General features: G+C 47.8%; 34 protein-coding genes. 5 read left to right on the top strand and 29 right to left on the bottom strand.

What is annotated here, in order from left to right:
- Positions 1–294 precede the first annotated feature (294 nt).
- From FN808_RS15910 to FN808_RS15865, 11 genes are all read right to left on the bottom strand, one after another.
- Entirely contained in the window at positions 295–795 is a 501-nt protein-coding gene (locus FN808_RS15910) for a methyltransferase family protein (protein ID WP_142715609.1), read from the bottom strand.
- A gap of 122 nt (positions 796–917) precedes the next feature.
- Complete coding sequence (locus FN808_RS15905; RefSeq protein WP_142715608.1) at positions 918–1,541, bottom strand: class I SAM-dependent methyltransferase; 624 nt, start codon at positions 1,539–1,541, stop codon at positions 918–920.
- A 192-nt stretch (positions 1,542–1,733) separates the two neighbouring features.
- Positions 1,734–2,534 (bottom strand): class I SAM-dependent methyltransferase, encoded by an 801-nt coding sequence (locus tag FN808_RS15900; protein ID WP_142715607.1) that lies wholly within the window; start codon positions 2,532–2,534, stop codon positions 1,734–1,736.
- Between the two features lie 199 nt (positions 2,535–2,733).
- On the bottom strand, positions 2,734–3,228 hold the full coding sequence (locus tag FN808_RS15895; protein WP_142715606.1) for a PEGA domain-containing protein: 495 nt from the start codon (positions 3,226–3,228) through the stop codon (positions 2,734–2,736).
- A gap of 303 nt (positions 3,229–3,531) precedes the next feature.
- Positions 3,532–4,788: an RNA polymerase sigma factor gene (locus tag FN808_RS15890; RefSeq protein WP_142715605.1), complete on the bottom strand. Its 1,257-nt coding sequence runs from the start codon at positions 4,786–4,788 to the stop codon at positions 3,532–3,534.
- Between the two features lie 56 nt (positions 4,789–4,844).
- Complete coding sequence (locus FN808_RS15885; RefSeq protein ID WP_142715604.1) at positions 4,845–5,207, bottom strand: YciI family protein; 363 nt, start codon at positions 5,205–5,207, stop codon at positions 4,845–4,847.
- Between the two features lie 102 nt (positions 5,208–5,309).
- Complete coding sequence (locus FN808_RS15880; protein ID WP_142715603.1) at positions 5,310–5,885, bottom strand: YdeI/OmpD-associated family protein; 576 nt, start codon at positions 5,883–5,885, stop codon at positions 5,310–5,312.
- A gap of 395 nt (positions 5,886–6,280) precedes the next feature.
- Entirely contained in the window at positions 6,281–6,454 is a 174-nt protein-coding gene (locus FN808_RS18990) for a hypothetical protein (RefSeq protein WP_185958449.1), read from the bottom strand.
- A gap of 40 nt (positions 6,455–6,494) precedes the next feature.
- The gene (locus FN808_RS15875) at positions 6,495–7,127 is read right to left on the bottom strand and encodes a hypothetical protein (RefSeq protein ID WP_142715602.1); all 633 of its coding nucleotides are present in this window, start codon (positions 7,125–7,127) and stop codon (positions 6,495–6,497) included.
- 412 nt (positions 7,128–7,539) lie between these two features.
- Complete coding sequence (locus FN808_RS15870) at positions 7,540–7,890, bottom strand: hypothetical protein (RefSeq protein WP_142715601.1); 351 nt, start codon at positions 7,888–7,890, stop codon at positions 7,540–7,542.
- Between the two features lie 129 nt (positions 7,891–8,019).
- Positions 8,020–8,583: a hypothetical protein gene (locus tag FN808_RS15865; protein ID WP_142715600.1), complete on the bottom strand. Its 564-nt coding sequence runs from the start codon at positions 8,581–8,583 to the stop codon at positions 8,020–8,022.
- Between the two features lie 671 nt (positions 8,584–9,254).
- On the opposite strand from FN808_RS15865, the gene FN808_RS15860 reads away from it, so the two are divergent.
- Genes FN808_RS15860 through FN808_RS15850 form a run of 3 tightly spaced genes read left to right on the top strand, consistent with a single transcriptional unit; the run spans position 9,255 to position 10,343 of the window.
- On the top strand, positions 9,255–9,443 hold the full coding sequence (locus FN808_RS15860) for a hypothetical protein (RefSeq protein WP_142715599.1): 189 nt from the start codon (positions 9,255–9,257) through the stop codon (positions 9,441–9,443).
- 30 nt (positions 9,444–9,473) lie between these two features.
- Positions 9,474–9,692 carry a hypothetical protein gene (locus FN808_RS15855; RefSeq protein ID WP_142715598.1) on the top strand — a complete coding sequence of 73 codons (219 nt, stop codon included), beginning with the start codon at positions 9,474–9,476 and terminating at the stop codon, positions 9,690–9,692.
- A 60-nt stretch (positions 9,693–9,752) separates the two neighbouring features.
- Positions 9,753–10,343 (top strand): DUF3267 domain-containing protein, encoded by a 591-nt coding sequence (locus FN808_RS15850; RefSeq protein WP_142715597.1) that lies wholly within the window; start codon positions 9,753–9,755, stop codon positions 10,341–10,343.
- Between the two features lie 96 nt (positions 10,344–10,439).
- On the opposite strand, the gene FN808_RS15845 is transcribed toward FN808_RS15850, so the two are convergent.
- From FN808_RS15845 to FN808_RS15790, 14 genes are all read right to left on the bottom strand, one after another.
- Positions 10,440–10,835 (bottom strand): VOC family protein, encoded by a 396-nt coding sequence (locus tag FN808_RS15845; protein WP_142715596.1) that lies wholly within the window; start codon positions 10,833–10,835, stop codon positions 10,440–10,442.
- Between the two features lie 71 nt (positions 10,836–10,906).
- Entirely contained in the window at positions 10,907–11,287 is a 381-nt protein-coding gene (locus FN808_RS15840) for a helix-turn-helix domain-containing protein (protein WP_142715595.1), read from the bottom strand.
- An 8-nt stretch (positions 11,288–11,295) separates the two neighbouring features.
- Positions 11,296–11,505, bottom strand: a complete 210-nt coding sequence (locus FN808_RS15835; protein ID WP_142715594.1) for a DUF1801 domain-containing protein — start codon at positions 11,503–11,505, stop codon at positions 11,296–11,298.
- A 123-nt stretch (positions 11,506–11,628) separates the two neighbouring features.
- Entirely contained in the window at positions 11,629–12,003 is a 375-nt protein-coding gene (locus FN808_RS15830; protein ID WP_142715654.1) for a DoxX family protein, read from the bottom strand.
- Between the two features lie 608 nt (positions 12,004–12,611).
- Positions 12,612–12,749, bottom strand: a complete 138-nt coding sequence (locus FN808_RS18985; RefSeq protein WP_185958448.1) for a hypothetical protein — start codon at positions 12,747–12,749, stop codon at positions 12,612–12,614.
- A gap of 44 nt (positions 12,750–12,793) precedes the next feature.
- Complete coding sequence (locus tag FN808_RS18980; protein WP_185958447.1) at positions 12,794–12,946, bottom strand: nuclear transport factor 2 family protein; 153 nt, start codon at positions 12,944–12,946, stop codon at positions 12,794–12,796.
- Between the two features lie 252 nt (positions 12,947–13,198).
- The gene (locus FN808_RS15825; protein WP_142715593.1) at positions 13,199–13,621 is read right to left on the bottom strand and encodes a hypothetical protein; all 423 of its coding nucleotides are present in this window, start codon (positions 13,619–13,621) and stop codon (positions 13,199–13,201) included.
- A 181-nt stretch (positions 13,622–13,802) separates the two neighbouring features.
- On the bottom strand, positions 13,803–14,390 hold the full coding sequence (locus tag FN808_RS15820) for a hypothetical protein (protein WP_142715592.1): 588 nt from the start codon (positions 14,388–14,390) through the stop codon (positions 13,803–13,805).
- Between the two features lie 143 nt (positions 14,391–14,533).
- On the bottom strand, positions 14,534–15,067 hold the full coding sequence (locus FN808_RS15815; protein ID WP_142715591.1) for a GNAT family N-acetyltransferase: 534 nt from the start codon (positions 15,065–15,067) through the stop codon (positions 14,534–14,536).
- A 149-nt stretch (positions 15,068–15,216) separates the two neighbouring features.
- The gene (locus FN808_RS15810; RefSeq protein ID WP_142715590.1) at positions 15,217–15,540 is read right to left on the bottom strand and encodes a hypothetical protein; all 324 of its coding nucleotides are present in this window, start codon (positions 15,538–15,540) and stop codon (positions 15,217–15,219) included.
- A 175-nt stretch (positions 15,541–15,715) separates the two neighbouring features.
- A complete protein-coding gene (locus FN808_RS15805; RefSeq protein ID WP_142715589.1) occupies positions 15,716–16,291 on the bottom strand; it encodes an HD domain-containing protein in 576 nt (191 codons plus the stop codon).
- A 186-nt stretch (positions 16,292–16,477) separates the two neighbouring features.
- On the bottom strand, positions 16,478–17,572 hold the full coding sequence (locus tag FN808_RS15800; protein WP_142715588.1) for a DUF5694 domain-containing protein: 1,095 nt from the start codon (positions 17,570–17,572) through the stop codon (positions 16,478–16,480).
- Positions 17,573–17,956: 384 nt separating this feature from the next.
- Entirely contained in the window at positions 17,957–18,733 is a 777-nt protein-coding gene (locus tag FN808_RS15795; RefSeq protein ID WP_142715587.1) for a hypothetical protein, read from the bottom strand.
- A 265-nt stretch (positions 18,734–18,998) separates the two neighbouring features.
- Positions 18,999–19,574, bottom strand: coding sequence for a dihydrofolate reductase family protein (locus FN808_RS15790; RefSeq protein ID WP_142715586.1), 576 nt, complete (start codon positions 19,572–19,574; stop codon positions 18,999–19,001).
- Between the two features lie 337 nt (positions 19,575–19,911).
- On the opposite strand from FN808_RS15790, the gene FN808_RS15785 reads away from it, so the two are divergent.
- Positions 19,912–20,154: a hypothetical protein gene (locus FN808_RS15785; RefSeq protein WP_142715585.1), complete on the top strand. Its 243-nt coding sequence runs from the start codon at positions 19,912–19,914 to the stop codon at positions 20,152–20,154.
- Between the two features lie 48 nt (positions 20,155–20,202).
- Here the strand turns inward: FN808_RS15785 and FN808_RS15780 are convergent, their stop codons facing one another.
- Together FN808_RS15780 and FN808_RS15775 are read right to left on the bottom strand one after the other, a co-directional pair.
- Positions 20,203–20,505: a type II toxin-antitoxin system RelE/ParE family toxin gene (locus FN808_RS15780; protein ID WP_142715584.1), complete on the bottom strand. Its 303-nt coding sequence runs from the start codon at positions 20,503–20,505 to the stop codon at positions 20,203–20,205.
- On the bottom strand, positions 20,506–20,790 hold the full coding sequence (locus FN808_RS15775) for a type II toxin-antitoxin system Phd/YefM family antitoxin (RefSeq protein ID WP_142715583.1): 285 nt from the start codon (positions 20,788–20,790) through the stop codon (positions 20,506–20,508).
- A 344-nt stretch (positions 20,791–21,134) separates the two neighbouring features.
- Here FN808_RS15775 and FN808_RS15770 point away from each other — a divergent pair, with 344 nt between their 5' ends.
- Entirely contained in the window at positions 21,135–22,088 is a 954-nt protein-coding gene (locus FN808_RS15770; protein WP_142715582.1) for an IS110 family RNA-guided transposase, read from the top strand.
- A gap of 305 nt (positions 22,089–22,393) precedes the next feature.
- Here FN808_RS15770 and FN808_RS18975 read toward each other — a convergent pair whose 3' ends face one another.
- Both FN808_RS18975 and FN808_RS15765 read right to left on the bottom strand, forming a co-directional pair.
- A complete protein-coding gene (locus FN808_RS18975; RefSeq protein ID WP_185958446.1) occupies positions 22,394–22,627 on the bottom strand; it encodes a hypothetical protein in 234 nt (77 codons plus the stop codon).
- An 86-nt stretch (positions 22,628–22,713) separates the two neighbouring features.
- Entirely contained in the window at positions 22,714–23,028 is a 315-nt protein-coding gene (locus FN808_RS15765) for an HPF/RaiA family ribosome-associated protein (RefSeq protein WP_142715581.1), read from the bottom strand.
- Positions 23,029–23,376: the final 348 nt, after the last annotated feature.

The following is a 23,376-nucleotide window of genomic DNA, read 5'->3' as shown; positions in this document are numbered from 1 at the left end:
TTTTTTGTTATGTAATTTACAATATATCAATGTAAGCATGAATTGCAACATTCATGATTTAAATTTGAGGGGGCGGTCAGCATACTATTCCCGTAATAGGGCGAGGTGTGAACGCCTGCTGGTTACCTGTCTTTCGATCTTACTTATGTGGTCTTTCAGGGGCAAGGATAAAAGAATGGGCTGCGGCTGGCTGAAACTATTCAGGAATACGGATGCAGCCCGAAAGAAAAAGGTCTGAGCTGTCTGGTTTGATCTCTTCCAACATCCCGGGCCTGTCTGGAACCAACCGTAATTTCACCATCGCGACCGGCCAATCCAGCGATGAACGGAAGCGGCATACGTCTGGTAATCTTTACTGAATTGGGCTGCAAGATAACGCTCTTCCGGCGTTATGAGTAAATAACGGCAGGCGATAACCGCCGCGGACAAGAGCACCAGCATCCAGGGGATATCAAGGGCCAGCGCGGTCCCCGCCACAACGCAGAGGCCGCCGAGGTAAAGGGGATGCCTTGAGACTGAGAAAATGCCTGAAGTGACCAGCTTGCCGGTCGGACATCCTGGATCCGTCGGCTGATGGTGCTTGGTAAATTCGCGGCGCGCAAGGAAGATCAGGATTCCGCCCACACTAACAAGAGCAACGCCAATGGGGAGGAAGACGGGAGCAAATACTTCCGTGGGAAGGGCGAGGGGAACCAGGTATTGCAGGCCGAGGGCGGCAAGGAAAGGGATGCCGGCAACGACCTCAAAAGTTTGCCACCAGTGTTCGTGGGCAACAGGGATTTTCCCTTTATTCATAAGGTACCCCGCAGCCCGGCCTCCGGGAGTGATATTCGATGAGGGAAAACAACCATTAGCTGATACATTTGTTATCTTTTGGCCGAAAGGGAACAGAACGGGCCCGGGCAGGGTCCATGGTGTTAGCTATCCTTCCGGGCAACCATCAAAAAAATAGGAAACATTTTCGTTTCTCCTTCCTCATTCACTTCATGTTCCATATTATAGGCTGTTGAAAAGCGGATGTCGGTAAATCCGGCATCCTCCGCCAGTTTTGCCAGCTCTTCACGGTCAAAACCTCTATGGACATCGTCAACGTCGTGGCCATGAAAAGAGCCGTCCTCCTCATCCAAATCGGCCACGCACACATAGCCGCCGTCATTGAGCAGGGCATGAAACTGGCCGAGAATCTTCCGGGTGTCGGGAATGTGATGAAGCGTCATCATGGTATAGATCAAATCAAAGTGCTTATCGGGCAGGGGGTCGTTGGACAGGTTTAGCTTTACAGGGGTCATGTCATCGGCCGAGGCCGTCTTTATCTTGTCACGCAGCACCTCGAGCATACCCTCCGAATTATCAGCAAGGGTGATGGGACCGATATCCTCCCGGAGTTCAAAGCTGAGCTGGCCAGTGCCGCAGCCGTAATCAAAGGCAGACATGGCAGGGGACAGGGGCACATGAGAGCGGATAGCTTCTGCAATATTCGCTGCACGTTCCTGGCTTTCCGGGGTATCCCAGTCCTGGGCTTTCTCATCAAATTCAGACATAAATATTAAATAATTGTAGGTTGATCGTTTTCTTTGACATCCAACGTTGCGAACAACACCCCCCGGTTGCAAATGATTCCCGCCATGGCCGAGCACAGGGCTGGCTGGTGATTCAGTGCTGGTTCAGGTAGGTAGGCCGGCGCCTCAGTTTCGCCTTGTAACTGCTCCGGCATGGTCGCCGGCCTGCGAAGATCAGGATTTATATACCTTGACAATATGTACGGATACCTCAAACCGGAGGCTGCCGTCAAGAGTTTGAAACGGTTCAAGTACGGATGCAGCCTCTTGAACCATTGATTCGATTGCCTGGTCGTCCAGATGAATTTGAGCAAAGGGAAACCATCCTTTGACATCGGACAGGACCATATGCCGGGGACTTGCGAACTGGACCATTGCCTTCTGGGTCGTGATTTCTGGATTCTTTGAGCCGGCTTCTAAAAAAAGGGAATACAGCTTGTCAGTATCACCCATTGAAAAAGGATAACGAAGCGCCTCACCCACGGAATGGTCCACTACGCGTGCAAATAAATCAGCCATCACCTCGTAGGCAGGGATCTGGTGAATGGAGTCAAAAACAGCTGTGATCATGTGTCCCCCGCTTTTGAGTACGCGCCTCATTTCCTCCAGCCCCTTTTTGGGTGAGGCGAATAACATCAGTCCGAATTGGCTGACGACCGTGTCAAAGCTCTGATCCTCAAATGGCAGCTCTTCGGCACGCCCCTGCTGCCAGTCAATGCCGGGAGCGCTCTGCCTGGCAACTGTCAACATGCCCGGGTTGACATCCAGGCCGGTTACCGAGCCATCATGCAACTGCTTGTCAATGGCCCGTGCAAGCACACCGGTGCCGCAGGCGACGTCAAGCACCTTGTGGGAAGGCTTGATCTGATCCATCCCAGCCAAACGGTCCGCCCATTCTTGAAACAAAGCAGGCACGAGCAGCTCCTCATAAGCTGCTGCTGTTTCCCTGAGCTGTTTTTGACTTAGATGCTCCATGAGGCTATAATAATCTTGCGTGTACCGATTCTGGGTTACAGAGACAGAACAGGAACGTCGGAATATCCCTTAGTGATAGATTAATTATAAAAAGTGAAGCGGGCAAGACAAGTTATCTGCCTGCGGTGCCCGGGAGGAAGAGCGGCCGGGCCGGATGGGCAGAATCCCTGCAGATCAATATTGATATTGTGGCCTGCGTTTACCGCTTGGATGTCATCTTTTTCCACTCTTCTTGGGTGAGCATAATGACAGTAATTTCATTTTTTCCTTTTTCGGGAATCGTTTCTATCAGCCCGGAATGTTTCAACTCATCCATATTTGCCTGAACATCGGCCGGTTCCAGCGAATAAGCGGCTCCGGTCGCCACGTCCACCACAATGCCGACTAACGCAAAGGAAACAATATTACCCAGTATGGTCGTGGCCCCATCGAAGTTTTTATCGATTTCGACTTTAACCTCCTCGTGTCCATCTTTTCGAAAGGTTAGAATATGATCCTCGTCCCGATCCAATGACAGGGTCTGGGGAGTAGTGCCTTTATCAATTTCATTAATATAGACGGTTGCATTCGAGGGCTGTGAATTAACCCTGATGTCGGCACTCGATCCCTTGAAAATAGTTGCGCATCCCAGGGTGGAGGTGGCGAGAAGAAAAGTTAATGCTACGACGAAAGGGGAATTGGAAATAGTATACATACTGATTTATTTCATTGGGGTTTACGGAAAAAGCCAACGTTTTATTAAATGCGGTATCCCGGTTTTAAACTGCCCATGGGCTTGGGCCAAAGGAGCTTATGCCTGGAGCCACGCATGCGATTCTTTCTTTTAATTCCAGTTTACCATTTGCGTCCCACAAAACAAAACGGCAGCCCGGTGTAGTCCTGGACGGCCCTCTGAACCACCCGGTATGATGTGCAGAGTGATCACTGTATTCTCGATAGCAGTCCCGCATCGGCCACTGAAACTGGACCGTGACTGTCTTGGAACCGGGCAATACCACTAAAATGAGCCGGGTTGGGAAAGGCCGTCGATCTTGGCCTGGATCAGCTGTCGTTCCGGCTGGGTGTTGGCCAGCGAGTGGGCCTTTTGAAAGTAGTTTCCTGCCTTCCGGGGATCGATGTGCCGGTGAAGCTCACCCAGGAGTGCGAAATAAAAATGATTGTCCTTCAGGTCCAGTTTCTCCGCTTCTGGCAGTGCGGCCGGGGCTCCTTTCGTTTTGTACAGGGCATAGATCCTGTTCATGGCAACGGTGGGGGAGTAGTTGATCTTCAGCAGCTGGTCATAGAGCTGGAGAATGTGCTTCCACTTCTCCGTGCTGTCGGTGTCCCTGATGCAGTGCCAGCTGGCGATGCGGGCCTCCAGGTGATAGGTGCTTACCTCACCGCCGCTGGCCGAATGCTCCAGGAAGCGCATGCCCTGTCTTATCAGTGCGCTATTCCATAATGACGGATCCTGCCGGTCGTAAAGCACGATAGCATCCCTGGCGGCCTGCCGGGCCTCGAACCGTGAGGCGTGGAAGCACATGAGGGCCACCAGGGCGTTGGTTTTCGGCAGGTCCGTTTGCTCATGGCCGGTCAGGAGCAGGCCCAGCCGCAGAGCCTCGAGGCACAGATCCTTCCGAAGGGTCTGGTTCTGGGTCTTGGAGTAGTAGCCTTCATTGAAAAGCAGGTAGATGATATGCAGTACACGGTCGAGCCGGCCGGGGATTTTACTTTCCGGCGGCATTTCCATGGTGATGTTCTCGGTGCGCAGCTTCTTTCGTGCCCGGTATAATCTTTTGTTGATGGTTTCCTTGCTGGAAAAAAAAGCCTCGGTTATTTCATCAATGCCAAAACCGCATAGTGTACGCAGGGCCAGGCCTATCTGGGCTTCGCTGGCAATGGCGGGATGGCATACGGCAAAGAGCATCTGCAGCTGGCTGTCTCTGATATTCTGCATCGAAAAATCAGGCTCCGGCGTCCCCTGGCGGTCTTCCTGCCGGCGCAGGCGCAGCTCAGGAGACACCTTGCGGTCGAAGATTTTTTTTCGGCGGAAATGATGCAGGGCCCTTCGCTTGGCCACCACATAGAGCCAGGCCGTGGGATTTTCCGGCCGGCCCTCGACCTCCCACCTTTCTGCCGCCTTGAGAAAGGTCTCACTTACCACATCTTCAGCAAGCTGAATATTGGACAGTCCGTATCGCTGGCTGATGACGGCAACCATTTTTGAAAATTCACGGTGAAATAGCTGTTGTATGGTCTGCTGTTCAGCTTCCATGGGGGGAGACAGGTTATCAGATGAATGGCGTTTACGGCTGGGAGGAGAGATCCGGTTCAGCCCGCCGACGGCTTGCTCCACGGATTGCCGAGGGGACGGACTTCAACACTTCCGCCCTGCTCCAGCGCGGGACAGCCGTGGGCCAGGGTGGTGGCCTCCTCCAGGTTTTCCGCCTTGACCACAATGAAACTGCCCAGTTTTTCCTTAATCTCGACGAATGGACCGTCGGTAACCACGCCCCCGGGCTTCAGTACTTTGCCCTCCATCGACAGAAGAGGACCGCGTCGGGCCAGCTGGCCCTGTTTCTCAATGCCCTGCCACCACGCCTGCCACTTCCTGGAGAGTGCTGCCATCTCTTCTTTCGAGACATCGCTGTAGTCATAGCTCGGCTGCCGGAATAATAGCATGAATTCTTTCATTGTTATTTTAATTTGATGTTTGTGGGTTTTGTTTCACTCCGGAATGGTTGACGCTGTGAATGGCCATCCACGGGAATGCCAATGGTTCCGGGGCAGGTGATCTTATTCCCGCAATCCCTTTCCGTTGAGAATGTTATCCATGTATTTTTCGACCCTCCGCTTTCGGGTTTTGGATTGCTTGGCTCCGGAAAAATAAAGAAGGTACCCTCGTTGCCGTCCCGGCGTCAAGGCCTCAAAGGCTGTTTTCAGGGCAGGATTCTCATCCATTTTTGCCTGGAATTCTTTGGGAATGGGTTCTTCCCTCTCCTCCAAATCCACCTCCAGGCCGCTCTTTTCCACTTCAACGGCTTGCCTGATATAGGAGGTCAGGATAGGCTCCATCTCTACGATCTCCCGGCGGCTGGTGAAGGGAATCCGGCGTGCCACCCTCGAATGCTCCCCGGGTTTCTCCAGGACATCATGGGGATCATCGAGTAAAACACCCTTGAAAAACATGAGCGCACAGGATGTTTTGAATGGCTGTATGATAAGGATGTTGCTTTCCTGGAAAGAGTAGCAGGGTTTGCCCCATTTCAATGATTCAGTGAGTCCGCAGTCTAGACTGATGAGCCTCAGCTGTTTCATCTCTTCCGACCACCGGTCGGCCCTGTTCAAAAATTTGTCAACGTTGGGATTCATCGTGTCTTTTTTTTGATTAACGGATCTGATGTTTGGTCGTATCTCCCAGGTACAGCAGATATCACCGCCGGTGCCGTCCGCAGCGGCGGGGATATGGTACGCCTGCTGGTATGATGCTATAGACAGGATAGCCCAATTACATGATAAAATCTATCCCTTTGTTCATTTTAAAAAGTTGATCTATCCCAGTGGACCGCATGCCCCGTGCAGCCCGGGGCGTGCAAGCCCAATAGATGATTCTGTTTCTGGTTCTATTGATGTCATTTCTGCGGCTGCGCTTCTTGACGGGTCCTGTGTGATCCTTTCATCCCTATAATGATTGTAAGTGGAGAAATTGGACAAAAAAATCTGTGCTGCAGCCACATCAGTAGCGGCACTGCGATTGGCAGGTGTCTTTATTCCGTTGTGACTGGTTCGTTTACACCCGGATGCTCCGGACGGGAAACATGGTTGCTTTGCTCTTTTGCATCCAGATCAGGGTGGAAGAGGGGCTGATCGTACAGCATCGCTTGCTCGAAGACAGCCACGCGGTAGCAGCCGGGGACTGCAGCAAGTGGATCCCTACGCATTACGGAATCCTGTGGAGGCGTGGGGCCTGCTTCCCCAGGACTAAAGGGTAACGCCCAGTACCAGCATGAGGGCATTATTCCGGTAGGTAAAAGGAGAACTGCCAAACGAATCGGAGATATCTATTTCATATTTTACTTCCACCCTGAAGGCCGCGTGGCTTATCTCCAGATTCTTGATACCGGCAACCACGGAACCGCCCACCACCACATTCTTGAGTGCCTCTGCAGTATGATCCTCGACAGATGCCGATGTGAATTCATATTTTCCGGGCGAGGTATCGATGAGATAGTCGAACCGTGGACCCGCCCCGATATAGAAAGGACCGGATGCTGAAAGAGTGGTGTTTAGAAGGCCCGTGAACGACAGGTAGGACAGTCGCGTGGTAGCTTCAACCGTTTGAACACGTTCCCCGGAAGCGTTGGTTTCCTCCTGGGAATTGGTAAAGCCCCGCTGCGTATACCCCAGGTCGAAGGTGGAGAAGAGTCCTTTAGCAACAGAGAGCTCAGCAAAGCCGTAGATTCCAAATCCGGCCACCCTGCCGGAAGTAGCGGGATCGGTATGGGCACCGGCCGACTGAACGCCGGCCTTGATTCCATAGGTGTCATCTTGACCGGAGGCCGTTGATGAAATAAGCAATAGAAATAAAAGAGCCGGAAAAAGGATGGTCTTCATGATGATGGATAATTTTGCTGTTGGATTAACGGCCGCCCGTATTTGCGACAGGGGATGAATGTTAGCTTACTCATTCGGTATTGTCAAGGCAGGTCCGGTGGACACGCATCGTGGAAATACGGAAGCCTTTGCCAGACAATAGCGCCTGTCACAGCCTTTGGAGGGGCTTAAAAGGGCCTTTTAAGGGGCTTAACCCGGCCTTTGGTGAGGTCCCAAAGGGTGATACAGGAGGCTTAAACCATCCTTTCAGGAAGATCAAAAGGGAGGAGGAGGGAGTAGCGATCATATGGCTATTGCACCAGGGGGAGCGGGGCCGGTTAGCAGGGCGCGGGTTGTCTTTCTTTTTAATAGGGAATTAGCAGTTGGTCGGGTTGATGAAGTAAACGCTCCGGAATTGGGGAGGCTGGACCTGCTATATACCGTCGTCATATATTGTTCCCCCGACCGTGTCAATTAACACGGTATGGCATTCAACTTCAAACCACTCCCTGAATAATCGTAACGTTAGTGGACGCGGCCAGAGGCCGGGATCGGTATACCAGCCTTCGAGTTCAGATTCGAATAAATTTCTAAAGTTCCTTTTGATCCAGTATTCCAGGGATTGATTATTATCACCATCCTCTTCGGAAATCAGGTAAATGGTACGTTCACTATTAATGTCTTCGCTGGTAATCTGGAGGGGATTATCCATGGGGTCCACTTCGTTAATCCAGCGTACAGCAGGCGCTTTATATCTAAGGATCAGGGCTGCGCGATTTATCATCGGTCTCAGAGAATTCTTTAATAGTCATGTGCCTGAACGGCGGTGAAATAGGTGCAGGTCAAAGTGTAATCATAAAACAAGATACCGCAAAGGATAAACGGTTCGAGCCGTTTAAAAGTGTCTGAAGCTCTATTTCATCTTTATCTGTCCGGTTGCAATCATCCAGTGATGAAGCGGGTGGTGGCTACCCTTTGCCAGCAACCCTATGTATCCCAGCGCACGGATTTTCTCAACTTCAGCCTCGTTGCTGGTTGTACAGCTGATAATCCAGCGGTCTTTATTCCGTTCGGCCTTCATGGTCCACCCCTGTTCTTTTTTGATCATGGCCGGGTGCCTGCGCAGTACGTTTTGAAGCGCTCGGGCAGCCCGCTCCGACCCGGGACGGACCATAATTTCAGTTCCCTTGTCAATCTCGTCTTTTGACAGTACCTGTACCTCTTCGGTAAATGCTTTCATGTCAAGCAGGTGCTGGCGCAAAGCTTCCAAATCAACCTGCGACCAGTCGGTATTGGGATCTGCTTCCAGCTTTTGGACAACTTCCTGAATGGTGCCGAATATATCATTGCCGGCCCTGGTCAGCGGACTGTTGTTTTTATGCATGCTGTGCTGACCATAAACGGTCGCCGTGAGGCTCGATATCATAAAAAAGGCGATGCAGTGAAGTACAGAGAAAGCGGGTTTGTTAAATGTCATGGGATGAACATCTTTATTTTGGAAATGATAACGGTTTCAGCAGCCTCATGGGTTTAGAACCCGGAAATGATCTGGCCCGGGTAGGTACAGCGTAGATTCCAGTAGGGTAATATAATATAACGGCAGCAGGTGTTCCGCCAAAGCAAGAATCGGAAGGGGGGGAGGCTTCGGTGGCAGAGCAACGGAGCTGGATCCGGGGTGTCAGGCTTCACTCGCGGGATTGCCTGATGGCTATACGCGGCCGGGACACCCCCCGGTGATACGATTTCAGTCATGTTCTTACTTTCCTTGCCGGCACTAAAATGTCTAAACATACACTCTCTGGGCCGGCACCGTAATAGGTTCAGCGATGTTAAAATACAGAGGTAGCTGTTGATCTTAAAATGGATGCGGCTGGATTCATGCGTTGCTATGAGTCCAAAAACTTTAATAGATTATCATTCAGCCCTTTCATTTATTTTTTTAACTATGGGATATAATCATAATCACACATGACAAAACAATTTGTGTAAAGGAAGGTGATTGTCAATTTTGGGAACCTATCAAATTAAGATGGAAGAAATTTAATAAATTCTATCCATTGTATTTATTTGTTCAGTGGCGGCTGGTAAGTTCTTCATGAAGCCATTCTTGATGACTTCATGAACCCAAATTAAAAAAGGAGATATATTATGGATAATGTACATGAAATGGGATTGGTAGAAATAGATGATCAAACATTAGAACAAATTGAAGGGGGATTTGTAGCGCTGACTATTTTGGGGGTTACCTATACAGCTACGCAGGTAGCCACTGCCGCAGGCGCGTTATTTATAGCAGGTATAGGAGCCGGAGTAGCAGCCGCTTCTGCAAGTGACTAATTATTTCTTCATCATAAAAGCAATGGTAAAATGAATACTTTCAGTATAAATAAACGAATGGCATTAGATGATGTTTCCAAATTTGATGTCAAAGAATTGGATAGGGAAGAAAGGTTCAGTTACAAGGGGGGCGCCTTAAGCGGTGGCGCTGCCATAGCTGCTGCAGCAGGCGGAGGCCTTGCAGCAATTGGGGCTGGAGTACTCGTGGGCGTGGCCATTTATTATGGGGTTAAATGGATGACAAATTAATAAACAATCCGGGGTTGTGGTATTTCATGGCAACCCCGGATTACCTAAAACCAGCGTACTATGAATAATCGAAAAATTGTCATTTCCAATGAACAAATATCGGCCTTTGCCAAAACATTCACTATATACAATGCCATTGTAATAGGAGTGCCGTTTATGATAATCTGGGGATCGGAACTGTTCGACCAGGTTAAAAGCCTGGTACAGGTGTTCTTGAATGACGGGCTCCTCTCGTATATATGGATTTTTGCAAAAATATATTTCTTTATCATGATCGGTCTGTTCGCCGGCATGATTCTACATGAACTCATCCATGCGCTCACTTTCATACTTGTTGCCAGAAAAGGATGCAGGGCCATTAAATTTGGCTATATAGAAAAGCCCTTTATTCCCTACGTCCATTTAAGGGAAAAGATTTCCATCCGGTCGTACCGGGCCGGGACCGTAATGCCCGGTTTGCTCCTTGGGATCATCCCCTCCATAGCGGGGTTATGGATGGGCAGTGCCTACCTGCTGCTGTTCGGGATCGTTTTTACGGGGGCTGCCGCGGGCGATTTCCTCGTATTGAAGGCTACAAAGGGCATAACTCCCGGCCATAAAGTTAAAGATTTGCCTGATCAGATAGGCTTTGAAGTGGTCTCCCCGCATTGATCTGCTCCTTTCTGCAGGGAGCGGTCACCGCCGGTCAAAGGAAACCGGCCAGGGAGAGTCTCACGCACGGCCTGCCGGGGGGACGGAGATTTCGGGTTACAGCATTTCAACAATCTGCATTTTGTTTCCGCAGGTGTCGTCAAATACAGCAATTTTGGTGGTTCCCATCTCCGTCGGTTTCATGCTGAATTCGACGCCAAGCCGGCTCAAGCGTTCGTATTCCTCTTGAACATTGTCTACACTGAACTGTGTATAGGGGATACCGGCGTCATACAGTGCTTTCTGGTACACTCTTGCCGGCTCAAAGCTGGTTGGAGAGGGTTCGAGGAGCAGTTCCGGTCCATCTTGTTCTTCTTTGGCAACGACGGTTAACCACCTGTTTCCCTCGGCCAATGGAATATCGCGCTTCTCGACGAAGCCCAGTGTTTCGGTATAAAATTTCAGTGCTTTGTCCTGGTCCTGAACCGGAATGCCTATCACGTTGATTTTCATAATTACACCTCTTGTCTATTGGTAGATGAATTAATGCTGGCAATAAGATTCTAAATCCAGCGCACATTAGCTTATCGAAAGTTGCTGTTTTTGAAAATCGATGGGGTGAACCCGGTCCTGCTTTTGAATAATGTACTGAACGAGCCCGGGCTTTCATATCCCACGGCAAAGCAGGTTTCGGTGACCGACATGCCATTAGCCAGAAATTCCTTGGATTTTTCCAATCGCGTTTCAATCAGGTATTGCCGGATGGTCAGCCCGTAATACCTTTTGAAAAGACGCAGTAAATGAAACTTGGAGATGTGCTGCCTGCGGGACAGCAAGTCCAGATTCAGCTTTTTATCGAAATTGTTGATAATGAACTGCCGCGTTTGAATGATGGTGGCTATCTGCAGTTCGTTTGAATAGCAGTTTTCCCTGATTCGATCTATTTCATTTTGATAGCAGGTCATTCCCAGGTTCAGTGTGCGTTGTTACTGCTGTTGTCAAAAATGGCCGGGCCCAGGAAAACGGGCAGCTTAACGGCCATGTTATTACAAAATGTACGGTAGAAACAGCTGAAATTGAAACCGGCAAGAATACCGCGATATTTGCGGATCGGCACCTTCCAGCTTATCCCTTCTTCCGCCTGGGGGACCGTTGATGGTATGATTTCCCGGAGTTCTTCCATGACAAGATGGGCTCTGCGGGAGCGTTGGCGATATAGAAATTGACGGTCTCTGCTTTTGTCATGGCAGCATCGTGTTTTGATTGTCTGTATGTATTTATTTATCGGGGGCATCAGGGGAGCTGGTCAGGACTGAAGAGGGGAGGAAGCGTATCTTCCGTAGGCGATAAAGCCACAGACGGCAGCCACGGTGATCCAGTAAACCACGGGCTGTACACTCGCGGCACCGTAAGCGAGGTGCATCACAGAAAAGAGAAGCATCTCTGCGGCGATAATGACCGCTGCGGCAGGCACCAGGGTTCCGGAGAACTTGTTTACTGCCGGAAGGATCAGGGCCAGGCTGCAAAGCAGCTCGACGACACTCATTCCTATCCAGATTTCCTGCGGAATCGTGGCCAGGGAAGGCATAGTCTGTCCGGCTGAATGGGAGAATTTCCACACCGCCCCCGCGGCGGTATGCAGTGCGAGAAGAACTTGAAGAACCCATAAGAAAATATTCATGGCTGTTGTTTTTTTGCTGGATATTCTGTGTTTGTGCTGCATTGTTATAATGACTGAAATATTGGAAATTGGACAGGATAATTTCTACATCCGCCATAAGGGCCGTTAATTAACGCCCCTTGCCGGGGGAGCAAGCACGCAGCAAGGCCGGGGGGGAGGGGTAGATTAAACGGGATGCCCAAAAGCCAGAGGCGTCCGGAGTGTGGTGGGCGTCCCCGCAGACATGCTGATTATGTGGCAAGCTGGCCCGTCCGCTTGATTTTCCGGCCAGATTTCCCCGCAGCCACAGAAAAATTGTATATGGATTGCACTCCGACACAGGAGCCCGGCAAAGGCTTCTCCGGCCTGGGGGGCGAGCCCTTCTCTCTTCAGATTCCTGGCCCATTCCCGGCCCCTTGACGCAATGTATGAGCAGCCAGGATGCCGGCAGGCATATTGTTGTTTAACGGCCATTGTGCCAGACTTTACTTAAGTGTAAATTCTCCAGTTCACCGGGAACAAGACAAGATTAGCACTATAAGGATCTGGTGCATAACCGGCGGGGTATGCAGCTGTTTGTCCAGAGAAAACACTAAGGACCTGGTACGATTACACCTGGGCCCAGATGCTCAGGAAAACATGCGTACAAAGGTAATTTGGCCATTACTCACGGAGTAGGCAACTACCGCATGAGCCTCTTCTGGAAATCCTTGGGCATGGAGTCCTTCTAATTTTTCTTCGTCTATCACCCAGTCCCCAACGCTCATACGGTTAAGGATATCGCAGTGAAGTTCGGGGCTGTTGTCAAACATCACTTCGTAAAAGCACGGAACTCCTGTTGGCCGCTTAACAGCTCTTCGCCACTGCCGTTTTCAACGTTTATGTCAGCGGCAAAAGCTTCCATGAAAGCATCCAGGTTCCTGTTATTGAAGGCTTTGACTTGGTGTTCGACAGGATTTTCCATAATAGTTCCTCTCTCTTTGGATTAAGAACTTGCAACAATGAAACTCTCGTGACTACAAAGTTGCATAACCACTCCCCGTTGTTCTGGTTATGTCCAGGCAAAATTTTTAAAAAGATGAGCAATGTCAAATAACGGCCTGTGGCCTGCAGGACAGTGCTGGACTTATTTTTAACCGGCAGTGAAAGCAGAACTATTTGAAACCGGGAGCAACAGGGTGGGCAAGTTGAAGTGCTGGCTGTTGGCCGGCTGGAGCTATTCCAGGCCCTGATCGGAAATGGTTAACTCATATTCCGTCAGGCCGTAACCCGAATCATCCATCTCGCTGTGGATGACTTTCCAGGCTTCGTTCCTAATAGAGTCAATGACAATGACGGGGCTATTTCTCTTTGTCTCCCTGAAAAACTTGAGATTACTGAACGAATCTGAGGGTTTCGGGTTGATCCCGATGCCGCCATCCCTGAAAATCACTTTTGAGCTGTCCCCGGGAACCGCGGAGCTATCGGTCTCGAAATTTAGTGCTGCGGACGTGACAAAGATCACTGTTATCTCAGTACTGCTCTGGTTGTTGATATAATAGTGGGCGGATCCGGCTGGTTCTGTCATCAGGGCATCCGTACGTTGCTCGGAGCAGGAAAGCAGGGCCAGGGCAGAAGCAAGAAGAAGTAACTTTTTCATGGTACACTTTTTTACAATTCTACACCCGGAACCGGGATGATAACTAATGCGAACCAAGAGGTTGGTATCACCGTTGGGACAAAGAGCGGGAGGGTGAACGCTGCGTTATTTATAACCAATGAATAGGGGGCGGCTGGCAGAGGAAGCACAATGACTGTTCGGGACTACCGAAGGTTATAATTTACCCATTTCCACAAACATCAGGTGTCGCAATAGCGCTGTTATGCTGTTCGTTCAGCAGTTCCTGCAGGCTCTGATATTTTGTGAGCAATTTTTCCTGGATGCGAAGCAGTTCGTTAATGACTCCCTGTTCTCCCTGCTGGTGCATCTGTTGCCCCGGCTCCAGTTGAAGGCCGTTTGTAAACAATGCTTCCGTATAAGCTCGTACAATAGACCGATGGTCACTTTGGTGAGCGCTGATTTCTCCGATCCTGGATGCCAGTTGATAGTCAAGATAGGAAGCTGCACCCGTGGTTTTGGCAACATCCCAGGCATCATTGCGCAGAAATCCGATCTTTAATCCGGTCGGCTTTTGGCTGCCGTTTACCACAGCCCTGTGGTAGGACTGAACGCTTTCAATGCGTGCGCAGTTAATCTGTGCTTCATCCATCACTTCCTGCAATGCACGGTCTGCCAGATTCTGATGGGTCCGGGCTTCGCGCCAGCTGTTGAGGGCCAATGCCAGCAGGACGCTCAAGACGACAAGAAGCCCTTCAAGTAACAGCATTTTCCAGGGGAAATCAGCAAGGGACATCTTGGTAAATAACATGGAGTTCCGTTCCTTAAATTATTTAAGAATAATAATCCTGCGCTTATGCCGCACGCCAGCGTGTTTAATGCTTTGGAATAAGAAAGAGTACGGATAAAAATAGAGGCGGACAAGAAAAGGTTGAATCCCGCCCGGTTGAGATATTACCAGTACTCCTGCTTATTTAATGCTTCTACGCAGCGGGATGCGCCGGCTATGGGCATTATTTTATCTCCAGTGAGTGATTGGCCAAGCCAGCCTTCCGGCTGCGTTAATTCCAGTGGGGGAGAAACACATTCTTCGCTGACCGGTTTGAACCCCACTTTCCCGTAGAAAGCGGGGTTGCCGTAAGTGAACACCCGCTCCACACCCTGCTCTTTCAGGTGCTGAATACCGAACCCTATCAACTCTTGTCCTGTTCCCTGTCCCTGGTAACTGGTATCGACTGCTACGGGAGACAGGATGAACGCATTCGTATTGTCCTGAACGGTCAGCCGGCTGAAAAATATACAGCCGACTATTTTTTCCTGGTCGGTGGCTACAAATCCTGCGACATCGCGGCCTCTGGTGCTGATCAGTCCGGAAACGAGGTTCCCGATCAACATGCCCTCATCCCGGCCTTCCGAGTCAGTGAATACCCGGCGAAAGAGTTCGATTACTTCCCGGGACTGCCCGGTATCAAATACAGCGTAGTTCATGACTTGGCCTGTTTATAATTGTATGAAACCCATCACACCGGCGACCCGGTGGATAACCGTCGGGGCGTTGAGCCTGCAATTAACGAAAGCGGCGTTTCAAAACCAAAAGCGAGGGCGCTTACATCGGGCAGGTTAGAGTCGTTATACCATCAGCTGGATGCTTCTGGGTGGCTTTCCTCATCCTCCCCGTCATCTGAAAAAAAGAGATAGAGCGTGCCTCCGGCTGCAAGCAGGGCCAGGACTTCCAGGATCAGGATACTCACGGCAACGTGCGCCTCTTCCGATTCAATCCTGGAACTGCCCCGGGTACCGTGCTGGCCGTCGTAGGATCGGACGTAGGACAGCGGAGGCTGGTAGATCGGACTCCACCGGATTTCTCCTGTAGACGCGGTGCGCCACGGACAAAGATAGACAACGACCAAAATCAGGCCCGCGACTGTAGTGGCAACCACCATGTTCTGTTGTTCATTCATCGTGGGTAGGAGATCACTTAAGGAGTATATCGACCCTGCATTTAAGCTGAAGGTGCCACAATGCAGTATCACTTATTGAATAAAAGCTTAACGAATAAATGGAAAGCGGGCAAGGCGGAATACCGCAGCCCAGGTCGCAATTGCGCTCACAGACAGTTTATATAACGGATTGATGTCAGTTATCGGAGTTATTAGCCCGTTTGCCTGTTTCTTCGTCCAACATTTTGCGCATTGAGGAAATAATGGGGTGGTCTGAGGTGTACTCCCTGCCGTAATGCAGGTTAAATGCGTAATCAAAATCTTCGGGATTTTTCCCCTGGTTGTGCTGGATGATGGTCTCCATTTTATCGAATGCCTTTGCCGTTCGGGCTTCAGCCGAAGTAACAGTTTCATATTCATCCCACAATTCCACTAATGCTTCTTTCAGGTCGCTGGGCAAACTATCCGCCAGTTGCAATAAATCGCTCCGCTCATTTTCTGATTTATCAGTAGAATTATCCTGGGCTGGAGCGGGGATATCCCCGTTGATCGCTTCCCCCAGGTCATGAACGATACAAATTTTTATTACCCTTGCCATGTCCACTTCCGGAAAGTATCGTTCCAGGATCAGGGCCATAAGGCAGAGGCGCCAGCTATGCTCGGCGACACTTTCTGTGCGTCCCGTTGAGGTATAGCTTGAGCGGTAGGTGTTTTTCAGTTGTTCGGAATTGCGCAAGAATGTAAGAATTCCTTTAAGTTCCTCTTTCTCCATTGTTCGTGAACCATCTTGTTTCAGGATTAGGGTGTGAGGTATAACGGTTGAGTGTGTAGGTGGCGTGCCCCGGATGTTGGTACAAAACAAAAATGTACGGCAGATATGGACGAACCTCAAAGCCGGCAGGAGGAGGAACGGTGTCGGTTTGTGATCGGTGCGGTAGGCGTGTGGGAGGGCGTCAAATCAGCTTTTTAACAGGTCGCTTAAAGTTAGCACTTCAATTCCCATCAACCTGTTGAAGTAGGAATCCAGAAATGCCTTATGCGAGGCACCGATGACAACGAGCAGGCGGCCGCCTGTATGTTCCGTGCTTGCTTTGCGAATGTGAGCGGCGATATTCAAATTCCGCACTTCCCAGAGTGCGAGTCGCTTGCGCAAAAAGGGATTAGAGCTGTCAAGGAATGTGTTACGCCATTGTACGTTCTGATCCTGCTTTATATAGGCGGATGAATTCATGTACTGATACAGGGGAAAAAGCGTACGATCTTCGATGCCCTGTTTCAGAATCTGTTTATATTTTCGCCTGTAGGGTGCGTTTTTAACCGTTTGCACGGTAGAATCATCGAGGGCCCTGGTGAGCCCGGTTTTGATGTCGGCTAAAACATCTTTCTCCATATGATCATCTATTGGATACAGGCGCTGCAGGTTTAACGCATGGGCAAGCCGGAGTGAAATGGATGAAATTTCATCTTCTGACTCCAGAAGTTCGTTCAGGAATATGGCTGACTCCCGGGAAACAGTGGACTGTTTCAATCGTTTCTTTTTATCAACGTAGGACCACTGCAAAGCAGCGGTATGCAGGCGATAGGATGCAAGTAAGTGGTTGACGAGATTTAACCTGGTGGAGTCGGCAACCGTTTGTGAGAGCCGGGTATATTTCAAAAGAGCGTTCGCCTTGTCATCGGCTTTGTTCCATGAAAGATTGAGCATCTCCCGGGCCTTATTGCCATGGTTGAGCTGCTTGTCGGCAAAGCGGTTTACAACGGATTGATAAACCCCGCCCCGCCGTCTCATTTCTGAAATCTGCGTACCCGGAAGTGCCTCGATGCCAATGATATCCGGAGCATAATTCTCCAGTACATTGATCAGGGAATCAAGCATGTTTGGTGAAAGCGAATACTCGATCTGCCTGAGATGGGGGGTAGCCAGGACGAGAACCTCCGTGTTTGACTTCTTACCAAGCTGACGCGGGTCTTCTGAGACTCCCGGATCCTGTGCGCTTGCAGCATTGGCAATGAGGATGAAGCTGATAAAAAACAACGGTAACGGTGTACGCATTTTTATGTTCAGGAGTGAATGTTACAGTTAACGCAGATACCGGCAGGGTGACGTGTGTAGTGCGGAATAATGGTTCTGCCTATAGGCAACATGCCGCCGGGTGGTGATTTCAAAACAAGAAGGTACAGCAGAAATGGAGAAACCTCAAAAGGGCAGGGCAGGACGGGCTTTTCCGCGTCCCTGTAGATGGGGAATGCCCGCAGCTTCGTCTATCGAAGCTTTAGCGCGGGCATGACAATCCAGGCTTGATCAAGAAAGCCGGTCGCAAGCTAAAGGTTTGAAATGAGGATTTATTGAAATGCTGGACCTAGAGGTAGGTGGGGACTGTCTGCTTGACATTTTCCTCTTTTAAGGGGTTAGGCCGCTTTTCATAATAAAATGGGATTAAATTATTGAGTTTATAATTGGATAAATATTTTCTATCAACCATTCTGATGAAGCAAGCCACCAATCTGATTCAGCAGCCCATATAAAACGAGTAAGTTTGAAAAATAAAAATCCAAGCCCTATCCAATAGATTTTATGGATACGTCCTTGTTTCCAGCGGTCATAGCCCATTGCAATAAAAACTGGGGAAAGGCTCACCAAAACTAAAACCAGGAAACCTTCGGGCATTCCTACTTCTCTTGCAATTCTAGCAACAGGAGCTTCCATGAGTGATGCAGTAGCCAATACCATGAAGCGTTTATGTATAGCAGGTTTTTTTCGGTATAGAATTGCAGCAGCAAGAAGAATAGCGAATGCTAACAGATCACCGAGGGAAGCTATTAGTGGGACAGCATAATTTTTGACCTCATGTTCTTCTCCTATACCAGGAGCAATAACAGCAAAGGTAACGATAAACCCAAGTATCAGAAGAAGAATACCCCAAAGTATTCCAAAATAACTACCAATCTGTTGATGAAAATTGATTTCATCTTTGGAAGCGAGAATTGCCTGACCAGGAAAAAGTACCAGCCAAGCACCAAAGACAACTACATGAACATGAATTAACCAATGAGCATCCAGTGAACCAAAAAAGAAAGGACCAAAATAATTGTTCCAAAAACCAATAATGGCGATTACTATCATAAATAGGGCTAAACCAATATAAAAATAGCTATCTACTATTGGCTGTGAATCTCTAATACTATCCACCCTTTCTGAAGTTTGAGTATCCATAACCACCCCTTTATTTACTTTTGATCTTGATGACGTATGTTTTTACAAAAAAGTAAAACTAATAAAATCTTCTTAAAGGGAGCCAGAAATGCAAATTAAGCGGCCTAATGACGATTGGCGCATAACCGGCGCGCGGATTTTTGTTAAGTTGGCAACTAACGAAAGAAGAGGCTTAAAACCAAGAGAGGCAGAGAATTGGCGAGGTGTGTCCGCGTTAATGCGCTGGATATATGGCGGCTCTTGCGTGAAAATGTATTATACAATGTTAGCTATTTGTTGTTTTTTCGTTTGTCGGTTCATAGTAAAGTGTTACTGCACCACCACTAAAGGTTTTAGTTTTTATGAGTTTAAGAATAGTCCTGTCATTTATATTTTCAAATAATGGTAAACCGCTTCCTGCAACAACAGGATGAACACAAAGCTGGTATTCATCAATTAAATTAAGTTTCATCAGCTGTATAATTAAACTCGGGCTGCCAACAAAAATGTCTTTACTCCCGCCACTGCGGGATTGCTTGAGATCTAAAACTGTTTCTTTTAAATCACGCTTTGCTATGGTTGCACTTTCCCAATCCACATTTTTAAGCGTATGGGAGAAAACTATTTTCGGAATTTGGTCTATAGCCTTAGCAAAGTCATTCATTGATTTTTCTTCGGAAGGATTTTCCAACAAGGTTCGCCAAAATTTCATTAGTTCATACGTGGTCCTGCCATATAGAATTGCATCTCCTTGACCTAATAGCTCCGTATAATGTTGGTGTATTTCTTCATCAGGTAGCCCTGCGTTATGGTCGCAAATCCCGTCAAGTGTCGTATTGATTGCGGCAATTAGTTTACTCATACTATTTTGTTCAGTTTAGATTATGCTTGCTTTAAATGAAGCGAACGTTTTAATTATATCAGCTGGACAAATCAATCGCATAGGGGGTTTACGACTTTACCACAGGGCAAATGTGACAATTTCTATTATTGAAGTATTGCCAACCCATATAAGGACCTCGTATGTTGATTAGTTAAATAATGAACGACAAGCTAAAAAGTCAGAAGGTGGCCCCGAGGCATTCGGGGGCGAGACGTGTCCCACTTAATCATACTATTAGGCATCCCCAAGGTTGACGTCTTCACCGAAGAACGTCACCTTGGTTATTCTACCACGAACAAAACCAGTGAGGATGCCTATGAGAAAGATCACACAATTTCACGATACAGACAAGCCGGACGCTAACCACATGCTGCTGGCGGTGGATGTGAGTAGCCGTCGGCTGGATCTTTATAGCCGCTACCGGCAAGACGGGACCGAATTTGAACTCTGCGAGGGGTTTTCCAACGACCTGACCACGATTGCCACCCACTTACCAAAACTTTTTAAAATGGAACCCCTTCCATGCGGGGAAAAATGCAGCCTGGAAAGACTATTTTAAACTTTTTCTTGAATCTTAGCTAAGGGTATGCGCTGGTTAGAGCAACCTTTATTCAGGCTTAATCTCAGATTCTTCTTTATCTTGCCTGGCGTGGCGAATAGTCAAAATATCGATGTGATCCTTATTGATTTCATAGATAATCAAATAATTAGACTGAACTACAAGCTGTCGGACCATCTCATCATTTAGGGCTGGAACCATTTGACCTGAGCGAGGATGTTTTTTTAAATGCTGGACACGTTTTTCAAATTCTTCAACCAGTGCCAATGCAGCATTTACATTATCTTTCGAGATGTAGTCTACTATTTCATTAATTTTTCGTTGGGAAGTAGGAGACCAGACAATACGCATTTATGCTTTCCCCAACCGTTCCTTCAATGAACCTATAACTTCTTCATGCTGGGTACCTTTGCCATCTTCAATTTCTTGACGGGCTTGATTGATTTCCTGAAGCAATTCAATGGTATCGATCAATTGCTCATAATCACCCACATCAAGCAATACAGCAGAACTTTTTCCATGTTGTGTAATAACAAGGGGACGGTGTTCCGTTTTAACTTTTTCAATCATTGAGGCTGCATTGGCCCGAAATTCGGACAACGGCTGAATGTCTTTATCAAGTTGGACACGTTTCATAACGCTATAGGTTGTGTTATTAAGTGACTTTTAAATAGTACAAAGAAAAGTACAAACTAACAACGAGCGAAATGCGAAAAGGTTGCTCTAACGACATCCTATGTTTAAAACACTTGGTATTGACTGGTATTTTTTGATGAGCAGATATTCCTTCAAACGGAAGGTTGGTGGCGGGCAGGGAACCAGTCAGACGACATTGAGCCATAGATCTCGAGCGCAATGATTGCCCTGCCCCTTGCCACCACCGTGTTACCACGGACAGTTCAGCAGGCTTCGAGCCAGTATGCAGGATGGATTTTGATCACGGAAACCTTCTTCACCGTTAAATTTAAATATACGAAGCGATGAACACTATTGGTATAGATATCTCGAAAGAGAGGTTTGACTGCCTTTGTACTCAACGACAACGGAATAGACGGTTTACTAACAATCAGAGCGGATGGAAAGCATTTAAAGATTGGATAATCGATGAGGAAGTCCATGTTATAATGGAAGCCTCCGGTCCTAATTATCTGGGATTAGCCAGCCATTTATATGAGCAGAGATTAACAGTCAGTGTCGTAAATCCACTGGTTATCCGCCGGTATGGACAAATGAAGCTGGCCCGAATAAAAACAGATGCCAAAGATGCTGCTTTAATTGCCCAGTATGGCATAGATCAGCAACCGGAGCTGTGGTGTCCTCCCTCTGAAGCCCGACGAGGCCTGAAAAAGCTAATGAGCATGCGGGAAGGGCTAGTGCGGCAGAAAGCCATTCTCACCGGACAGGCCGAAGCATTTAATCAACATAAAGAAATTGAGCACATGGTGAATGAACTTAACGGGAAGATGCAAAAGGAGATAGAAAAAAATATTACCCGTATTGATCGTCGCATGGAAACATTGGCTGAAAAACATTACGAGCAGGTTATGGAAGCGCTTTTAACGATACCTGGCATTGGCCAAACAGCTATCGAATTTGTAACGATTACAGATGGATTTCGTCGCTTTGATAGCGCCAGAAAATTGGCCAGCTACGTGGGCATTTGCCCCGGGATCTGGGAGTCCGGATCATCGGTTAGGGGCCGTGGAAGTATTAGCAAATTGGGCTGCCCACAACTACGGAAGCTACTGTATATGTGCAGCTGGTCAGCAAAGCGTAGTAATCCGGCCTGCAAGAAAATGTACCAACGCCTTAAAAGCCGAGGGAAACCGGAGAAGGTTATTAAAATAGCCATTGCCCACAATCTGTTGCGACAGGCTTTTGCCGTCGACAAGAGGTGCGAAGCGTTCAACGAAAAAAAGTCATTGGCTGCTTGACTTTAATCACAGTTCATTGCGCTTAAGGTGCAGGCGCCAATGTTTTAAAATATTTACAAATGAAAGGTTAACTAATAAATGGGAGGCGGGCAAGAATTGGCGAGGGGTGTCCGCTTGACATTTTTTTAAAAGGGGTTAGGCGTATTTACCAAGTTGACCTTTAAGGCAATCCATATTTTACAGCAACTGGTTTTCCTTTTTGAGTTCCAGGCTTAAACTTCGCTGTTTGAACAATTCCTTCTGCAATTTTATTAATCTGTTCATTTCCTCCTTTGATAACTTAAGGTTCAATCAATTTTCCATTTTTATAAACGGTGAATGTTATATAAACAAAGTGTACCAACAAATTCGATAGTCTTGGCTTTTGTTGAAAAGATAGCCGTTAGAGAATCTAATGGAGTCAACAACTCAGGATGAGTTAATATCGGGTCTGTGGCATCAGAAACATTTTTCCCCTCAACCGAGATAATTTCAGGTTGCAGTGTATTATCACAACTACACAATATTGAGATTAGTAATAGAATGGGAATATATTTCATGATAGTTTAAATACGCCTAACGATTTGGCTATGAGCAGAAGCGTTCCTCCAAGGCGCTATTGGTTATAGATTTTGTTGGCGTGTCGTTATTTATCTTTAATTTTTCCCATTATGGTACCCAATGTTGCCTTCATTTTATCTATAGCATCAATAAGAGCCTTCTCTTTTGAACCACTTTTACTTACCACAATCACAGGCTGTATACCTTCTACCCTTGCTTCTATCTTACATTGTATATCATCTGTACCTCCTTTATCAGCATTCTGGTCTGAAAGATGTACTTCAATGCGAGAAACATTGTCAACGAAGTGTTTTAATCCATTTCTAATCTTTTTAGATACAAACGTTTCCAGCTTTTCTGTACCCTCTATGTTATTATCAGTATTGAACTGTATTTTCATAATACCCTTTTTAATTGTTTGCTTATATTTTGTTTAATGCATGCCAACATTGGCATAATACCAATGCTATTCATCTTATAATAATACAAATAACGAGTGTTATATGAATCAAGCAGAATTAATTTTTAAGTAAGCCATATAACGACATCCTATGTTTAATGCACTTCGTATTGACTGGTATTATTGATGAGCAGACATTCCTTCAAACCGAAGGTTGGTGGCAGGCAGGGAACCAGTCAGACGACATTGAGCTATAGAACTCGAGCGCAATGATTGCCCTGCCCATTTGCCACCGCCGTGTAACCACGAACAGTTCAGTAGGCTTCGAGCCAGTATGCAGGATGGATT

The organism is Fodinibius sediminis (assembly GCF_900182555.1).
GTDB classification, from domain to species: Bacteria; Bacteroidota; Rhodothermia; order Balneolales; family Balneolaceae; genus Fodinibius; species Fodinibius sediminis.
Note: the sequence above shows the minus strand (reverse complement) of the source record. Positions and strands in the feature narration are given on the sequence as shown.

Bases quoted from the DNA above. Each gene is read 5' to 3' on its own strand.
- FN808_RS15865 (WP_142715600.1), bottom strand. From the start codon at position 8,583: ATGACATTTAACAAACCCGCTTTCTCTGTACTTCACTGCATCGCCTTT.
- FN808_RS18985 (WP_185958448.1), bottom strand. From the start codon at position 12,749: ATGAGCGTTGGGGACTGGGTGATAGACGAAGAAAAATTAGAAGGACTC.
- FN808_RS15780 (WP_142715584.1), bottom strand. From the start codon at position 20,505: ATGCGTATTGTCTGGTCTCCTACTTCCCAACGAAAAATTAATGAAATA.
- FN808_RS15895 (WP_142715606.1), bottom strand. From the start codon at position 3,228: ATGTATACTATTTCCAATTCCCCTTTCGTCGTAGCATTAACTTTTCTT.
- FN808_RS15835 (WP_142715594.1), bottom strand. From the start codon at position 11,505: ATGGAAGAACTCCGGGAAATCATACCATCAACGGTCCCCCAGGCGGAA.
- FN808_RS15815 (WP_142715591.1), bottom strand. From the start codon at position 15,067: ATGAACTACGCTGTATTTGATACCGGGCAGTCCCGGGAAGTAATCGAA.
- FN808_RS15860 (WP_142715599.1), top strand. From the start codon at position 9,255: ATGGATAATGTACATGAAATGGGATTGGTAGAAATAGATGATCAAACA.
- FN808_RS15885 (WP_142715604.1), bottom strand. From the start codon at position 5,207: ATGAAAGAATTCATGCTATTATTCCGGCAGCCGAGCTATGACTACAGC.
- FN808_RS15890 (WP_142715605.1), bottom strand. From the start codon at position 4,788: ATGGAAGCTGAACAGCAGACCATACAACAGCTATTTCACCGTGAATTT.
- FN808_RS15850 (WP_142715597.1), top strand. From the start codon at position 9,753: ATGAATAATCGAAAAATTGTCATTTCCAATGAACAAATATCGGCCTTT.
- FN808_RS15810 (WP_142715590.1), bottom strand. From the start codon at position 15,540: ATGAATGAACAACAGAACATGGTGGTTGCCACTACAGTCGCGGGCCTG.
- FN808_RS15825 (WP_142715593.1), bottom strand. From the start codon at position 13,621: ATGAAAAAGTTACTTCTTCTTGCTTCTGCCCTGGCCCTGCTTTCCTGC.
- FN808_RS15845 (WP_142715596.1), bottom strand. From the start codon at position 10,835: ATGAAAATCAACGTGATAGGCATTCCGGTTCAGGACCAGGACAAAGCA.
- FN808_RS15790 (WP_142715586.1), bottom strand. From the start codon at position 19,574: ATGAGTAAACTAATTGCCGCAATCAATACGACACTTGACGGGATTTGC.
- FN808_RS15900 (WP_142715607.1), bottom strand. From the start codon at position 2,534: ATGGAGCATCTAAGTCAAAAACAGCTCAGGGAAACAGCAGCAGCTTAT.
- FN808_RS15880 (WP_142715603.1), bottom strand. From the start codon at position 5,885: ATGAATCCCAACGTTGACAAATTTTTGAACAGGGCCGACCGGTGGTCG.
- FN808_RS15800 (WP_142715588.1), bottom strand. From the start codon at position 17,572: ATGCGTACACCGTTACCGTTGTTTTTTATCAGCTTCATCCTCATTGCC.
- FN808_RS15910 (WP_142715609.1), bottom strand. From the start codon at position 795: ATGAATAAAGGGAAAATCCCTGTTGCCCACGAACACTGGTGGCAAACT.
- FN808_RS15795 (WP_142715587.1), bottom strand. From the start codon at position 18,733: ATGGATACTCAAACTTCAGAAAGGGTGGATAGTATTAGAGATTCACAG.
- FN808_RS15775 (WP_142715583.1), bottom strand. From the start codon at position 20,790: ATGAAACGTGTCCAACTTGATAAAGACATTCAGCCGTTGTCCGAATTT.
- FN808_RS15870 (WP_142715601.1), bottom strand. From the start codon at position 7,890: ATGATAAATCGCGCAGCCCTGATCCTTAGATATAAAGCGCCTGCTGTA.
- FN808_RS18975 (WP_185958446.1), bottom strand. From the start codon at position 22,627: ATGAAATATATTCCCATTCTATTACTAATCTCAATATTGTGTAGTTGT.
- FN808_RS15805 (WP_142715589.1), bottom strand. From the start codon at position 16,291: ATGGAGAAAGAGGAACTTAAAGGAATTCTTACATTCTTGCGCAATTCC.
- FN808_RS15785 (WP_142715585.1), top strand. From the start codon at position 19,912: ATGAGAAAGATCACACAATTTCACGATACAGACAAGCCGGACGCTAAC.
- FN808_RS15820 (WP_142715592.1), bottom strand. From the start codon at position 14,390: ATGTTATTTACCAAGATGTCCCTTGCTGATTTCCCCTGGAAAATGCTG.
- FN808_RS15770 (WP_142715582.1), top strand. From the start codon at position 21,135: ATGAACACTATTGGTATAGATATCTCGAAAGAGAGGTTTGACTGCCTT.
- FN808_RS15830 (WP_142715654.1), bottom strand. From the start codon at position 12,003: ATGAATATTTTCTTATGGGTTCTTCAAGTTCTTCTCGCACTGCATACC.
- FN808_RS15765 (WP_142715581.1), bottom strand. From the start codon at position 23,028: ATGAAAATACAGTTCAATACTGATAATAACATAGAGGGTACAGAAAAG.
- FN808_RS18980 (WP_185958447.1), bottom strand. From the start codon at position 12,946: ATGGAAAATCCTGTCGAACACCAAGTCAAAGCCTTCAATAACAGGAAC.
- FN808_RS18990 (WP_185958449.1), bottom strand. From the start codon at position 6,454: ATGCGTAGGGATCCACTTGCTGCAGTCCCCGGCTGCTACCGCGTGGCT.
- FN808_RS15840 (WP_142715595.1), bottom strand. From the start codon at position 11,287: ATGACCTGCTATCAAAATGAAATAGATCGAATCAGGGAAAACTGCTAT.
- FN808_RS15905 (WP_142715608.1), bottom strand. From the start codon at position 1,541: ATGTCTGAATTTGATGAGAAAGCCCAGGACTGGGATACCCCGGAAAGC.
- FN808_RS15875 (WP_142715602.1), bottom strand. From the start codon at position 7,127: ATGAAGACCATCCTTTTTCCGGCTCTTTTATTTCTATTGCTTATTTCA.
- FN808_RS15855 (WP_142715598.1), top strand. From the start codon at position 9,474: ATGAATACTTTCAGTATAAATAAACGAATGGCATTAGATGATGTTTCC.